This window comes from Acidovorax sp. KPB24-07 (assembly GCF_057543315.1).
Genome location: NZ_BAAJYS010000272.1, coordinates 1 through 4578, shown reverse-complemented (window position 1 = coordinate 4578; position 4578 = coordinate 1). Strand labels below are relative to the sequence as shown.

Sequence of the window (4578 nt, the reverse complement as noted above, 5' to 3'; positions counted from 1 at the left end):
CCCCTTGCGGCGCGGGCGCATAGGGCGACTGGAACGTGTTCATCGCCGAGTGCGACTGGTACGCCTGGGGCGGCAGAAAGCTCTGGCGCAGCGGCGACTGGTATTGCGGCGGCAGCTTCGAATGGCGCTGGTAGGTCTCGGGCGGCTCGGTGCCGGGCCGCTGGGGCGACTGGAACTGCGGCGGCAGCAGCGAATGCCGCACCACGTGCAGGGGCGCACGCGGCGGCATCGACGGTGCGGAGGACAGGCGCCGGGCCAGCTCGGGCAGCGTTGGTTCGGCGGAGGGCGGTTGGCGCCTGCGCCGCACGGGCGCGACGGGCGTCATCAGCCCCGGCGAGGGATCGACGACGATGCCCGGTGCGGGACGCAGCGGGGACGAAATGCCAGAAATGCGCGACATGGATGGATTCCTCGGGGAATCCGCCGCCAATGTGCCTCGCGCTGGGCGCCCGTTGGACCTTGCGGCGGATGACGGAGTCGATCATCCGCAGTCGCTGGGGGCTGCCCCGCCCCCGGCGCGAAGCCATGCCGCCGCGTGCGAAGAAGCGGCAGCCGGCCGGGTGCGCGCCGTCAGGCCGGCACGGCCTCGCGCTCGTCGGCCGCGAACTCGGGCTGGCCTTTGAGGCGCTCGTAGATCGGGGCGAAGTCGGCTGCGGTCATGTCGAACAGCTGCTGGAAGCTGTCGATGATGAAGTAGGTCTGCTGGTAGGTGTCGATCTTGTAGCGCGTGCGCATGGTGCGCTCCAGCTGCAGGGGAATGCGCTGCGGCTCGGGGCTGCGCACCGAATGGGCCAGCTCGCCCGAAGAACTCAGGATGCCCGCACCATAGGCCCGCAGGCCATCGTCCTGGCGGATCAGGCCGAACTCGATCGTGTACCAGTACAGGCGCGACAGCAGCTCGCAGGCGCCCAGGCCGTGGGCCTTGAGGCCGCCCTGGCCGTAGCGCTGCACGTAGTCGGCGAAGACCGGGTTGAACAGCAGCGGCACATGGCCGAACAGGTCATGGAAGATGTCGGGCTCGACGATGTAGTCGAACTCCTGCGGCGTGCGGATCCAGTCGGTCACCGGGAACTTGCGGTTGGCCAGCAGCGTGAAGAACGGCACCTCGGGGATCAGCCCCGGCACGCCCACCAGTTCCCAGCGCGTGGCCTGGTACAGGCGCTCGTTCACTTCCTCGAAGCGCGGAATGCGGTCGCGCGCGCCGAGCGAGGGCAGGGCCTCGATGAACGCATCGCTCGCCAGGCCCGGCAGCAGGGCCGACTGGCGTTCGTACAGGCGCCGGTAGGTGTCGTGGTCGGCCGCGGTGTAGGCCTCGTAGTCCTGCGCGCAGGTGTAGTCGGCGTTGGCGCGGGCGTAGTCGCCGCGGGGCGGGCGATCGGATTGTCCGTAGACGACGGGGGGCTGTCCCATGCTTGGCTCCTTGGGTTTTTGTATCCATGCCGCAGCCCCGGGCGTCCTGCCCCCGGCCGCGGCTAATCCATCTTGATCTTTGCGGCCTTGATCAGAAAACCGTACTTGCTGTGCTCCGAGCGCACGAACTGGCCGAAGCTCTCCAGCGTCAGGTCCTCGGGGTCGAGGCCCATCTTCTTGAAGCGCTCCGTGCTGGCCGGCGACTTCATGCCCGCGCTGAAGGCCATGGCGTAGCGGCGGGCGTCGGCATCGGGCAGCGCGACCGGGGCGAAGAGCCCGAACCACGTCACCACGTTGAAGCCCTGCACCTCGTCGTTGATGCTGCGCACGTCCGGCAGGTCGTCGTCCCGGCCCAGCGAGGTCACGCCCAGCGCCTTCAGCTTGCCCGCCTTGATGAGCGGCAGCGATGAAGCCAGGTTGTCGAACACCAGGCTCACTTCCTGGGCCTGCAGTGCCTTGAGCGCCGGGGACGAACCCTGGAACGGCACGTGCGCCATGCGCGTGTTGGTCAGCGACTTGAACATCTCGGCCGCGATGTGGCCGATGCTGCCGTTGCCGCCCGAGCCGTACTTGAGCTGGTCCGGGTGCTTCTTGAGGTACTGCACCAGGTCGGTCGTGCTGCCGATGTTCAGGCTCTTGGCCTGCTCGGCGCTCATCACCAGCACGTTGGGCGTGCGCGCGACGAGGGCGATCGGCTTGAAGTCCTTGATCGGGTCGTACGGAAAGTTCTTGTACAGCCAGGGGTTCACCGCATGCGTGGCCACCGCGCCCATCACCAGCAGGTTGCCGCCGGCCGGGGCTTTCGCCACCAGATCGGCGCCGACGTTGCCGCCCGCGCCGGGCTTGTTCTCCACCGCCACGTTGCCCAGCGCCGCCTTGGCGCCTTCGGCAACGATGTGGGCCGAGGCATCGACCGGCCCCCCCGCAGGGTAGGGCACGATGATCTTCAGCGGCGCGGAAGGGGTCTGCGCGTGCGCGGCAAGTCCTGCCATGCACAGCAATGCACCCCCCAGATAGGCACTGGCACTCAATAGCTTCACGGTATCTCCTCCGGTTCTAAGACGTGCCGCAGTATAGAGATGCGTCGCCGTGAAGCTGCATTCGGTTACAGGCGGTGCTATTCCGACTTCAGCACGCCGCGGCGCATCTGGTCGAGCTCGATGCTCTCGAACAGCGCCTTGAAGTTGCCGTTGCCGAAACCGTCGTCGCCCTTGCGCTGGATGAACTCGAAGAAGATGGGGCCGAGCTGGTTCTCGCTGAAGATCTGCAGCAGCAGCGCGTCCTTCTTTCCGTCCACGAGGATCTTGCGCTTGTGCAGTTCGGCCAGCGGCTCGCCGTGGCCGGGAATCCGCTTGTCCACCAGTTCGTAGTAGGTGTCGATGGTGTCCAGCAGGCGCACGCCGGCGCCGCGCAGTGCGTCCACCGTGGCGTACAGGTCGTCCGAGCCCATGGCGATGTGCTGGATGCCTTCGCCGTTGTACATGTCCAGGTATTCCTGGATCTGGCCGGCCTTTTCCTTGCCCTCTTCGTTGATCGGGATGCGGATCTTGCCGCAGGGGCTGGTCATGGCCTTGCTCTTGACGCCGGTGACCTGGCCTTCGATGTCGAAGTACTTGATCTCGCGGAAGCCGAACAGGCGCTCGTAGAACCCGGCCCATTCATTCATGCGGCCCCGGTGCACGTTGTGCGTCAGGTGGTCGATGTAGGTCAGGCCGTGGCCGTGGGGGTTGAGCGCCTCTTCGGCCGACACGCCGGGCAGCGGTTCGAAGTCCACGTCGAAGAAGCCGATGTTGCCGATGTCGCCGGGCTGCGCGCCGCCCTTGCCGCGCCAGCGGTCCACCAGATAGATCAGGCTGTCGCCGATGCCCTTGACGGCGGGAATGTTCAGCTCGCCCGGGCCGGCGGTGCCGGCATAGCCCCAGGCGCCCAGCCCCAGGGCGCGTTCGTAGGCGGCCTTGGCATCGTGCACGCGGAAGGCGATGGCGCAGACGCTGGGGCCGTGCATGCGCGCAAAGCGCTGCGCGAAGCTGTCGGGCTCGGCATTGATGATGAAGTTGATCTCGCCCTGGCGGTACAGGGTGACGTTCTTGTGGCGGTGCCGCGCCACGGGCTTGAAGCCCATGCCTTCGAACACCTTGCCCATGGCCTGCGGATCGGGTGCGGCGTATTCGATGAATTCGAAACCGTCGGTGCCCATGGGGTTCTCCCAGGCGGCGGTCTGTTGCGTGGCTTGCTCGGGCAAGGCTGCGTTCATTGGCGTCTCCGTTCGTGGATGAATGTCTGCCATCCACTTTAGGCCGTAGAGACTCAGCATTCGGGCGAAATCGTGCCCCCGGCGGGCCCGTTTTGCAGGAAACCTGCATGAATGGCCGCAATGCCGCAGCCGAAGGTTGTCCGGCGGTCAGCGGGCCTGTGCGGGCAGCGCCCGCAGCGCCAGAGCGCCCTCCAGGCGCAGTTGCTCCTGCGGCGTGAACAGCTCCGACCGCAGTTGCGCCAGCTGGGCCGAAGAAGACCCTGAGCCCATTGCCGCCTGGTACTGGTCGAGCCGGCCCTGCCATTGCCGGTCCTGCGTGTCCATCTGGGCCAGCCGCTGCGCGGCCTCGGTGCCGTATTGCGCGCTGCGCACATTGAAGCGGGCCGTGGCGTCCATGCCCTGGGCGTCGAAGTCCGCGGTCTGCCGGGCCAGGCCCACGTGCGCCACCGCTTCGCTGCGCTGCGCCTGCAACGCGGGGCCGAGGGCGCTTTCGGCTTGGTGCAGGGCGGCACTTTTCTGGTCGGCCGTGAGCGACGGGTCGCGCTTGATCTCCAAGCGGGAGAGCAGGTATTCGTCCATCTGTGCATCCGCGGCGAACAGGGCCTGGTACTCGTCCGGCTCGAAGGCGGCCATGCGCACCTTCTGGCGTGCGGCCAGGGCCTGGCGCAGGGCCTGGTGATCGCGCAGATCGGCGGGCGCCTGCAGCCGCCCCAGCGCCACGCGGTAGTCCACGTAGCGGTGGGCCAGCGCCAGGGCCCGGGTGGCGACCTGCGGCGGGAAGAACTGGCCGATCAGGCCCTCCAGCCGTGCCTTGAGAAGGCCAGGCTCCGGCGCTTCGCCCGCCGCGTGCAGCAGGGCTTCCAGCGTGTCGCGCAGGCCGGGCCCCAGCAGCGGGTCGTCGCTGGCGGCGGCCA

General features: G+C 67.9%; 4 protein-coding genes and 1 pseudogene. All 5 read right to left on the bottom strand.

What is annotated here, in order from left to right:
- Nucleotides 1-400, bottom strand: a pseudogene (locus AC27IQ_RS19075) (hypothetical protein); the annotation flags it as partial.
- A 170-nt stretch (nt 401-570) separates the two neighbouring features.
- Complete coding sequence (gene phhA, locus AC27IQ_RS19070) at nt 571-1410, bottom strand: phenylalanine 4-monooxygenase (protein WP_284398014.1); 840 nt, start codon at nt 1408-1410, stop codon at nt 571-573.
- A 62-nt stretch (nt 1411-1472) separates the two neighbouring features.
- Nucleotides 1473-2402 (bottom strand): Bug family tripartite tricarboxylate transporter substrate binding protein, encoded by a 930-nt coding sequence (locus AC27IQ_RS19065; RefSeq protein WP_487090411.1) that lies wholly within the window; start codon nt 2400-2402, stop codon nt 1473-1475.
- Between the two features lie 125 nt (nt 2403-2527).
- Entirely contained in the window at nt 2528-3664 is a 1137-nt protein-coding gene (gene hppD / locus AC27IQ_RS19060) for a 4-hydroxyphenylpyruvate dioxygenase (RefSeq protein WP_487090410.1), read from the bottom strand.
- Between the two features lie 147 nt (nt 3665-3811).
- Nucleotides 3812-4578 (bottom strand): lipase secretion chaperone (locus tag AC27IQ_RS19055; RefSeq protein WP_487090409.1); only part of this gene is annotated, 767 nt, incomplete at its 5' end.

Coding starts and splice junctions, on each gene's coding strand:
- phhA (WP_284398014.1), bottom strand. CDS start 1,410: ATGGGACAGCCCCCCGTCGTCTACGGACAATCCGATCGCCCGCCCCGC.
- AC27IQ_RS19065 (WP_487090411.1), bottom strand. CDS start 2,402: ATGGCAGGACTTGCCGCGCACGCGCAGACCCCTTCCGCGCCGCTGAAG.
- hppD (WP_487090410.1), bottom strand. CDS start 3,664: ATGAACGCAGCCTTGCCCGAGCAAGCCACGCAACAGACCGCCGCCTGG.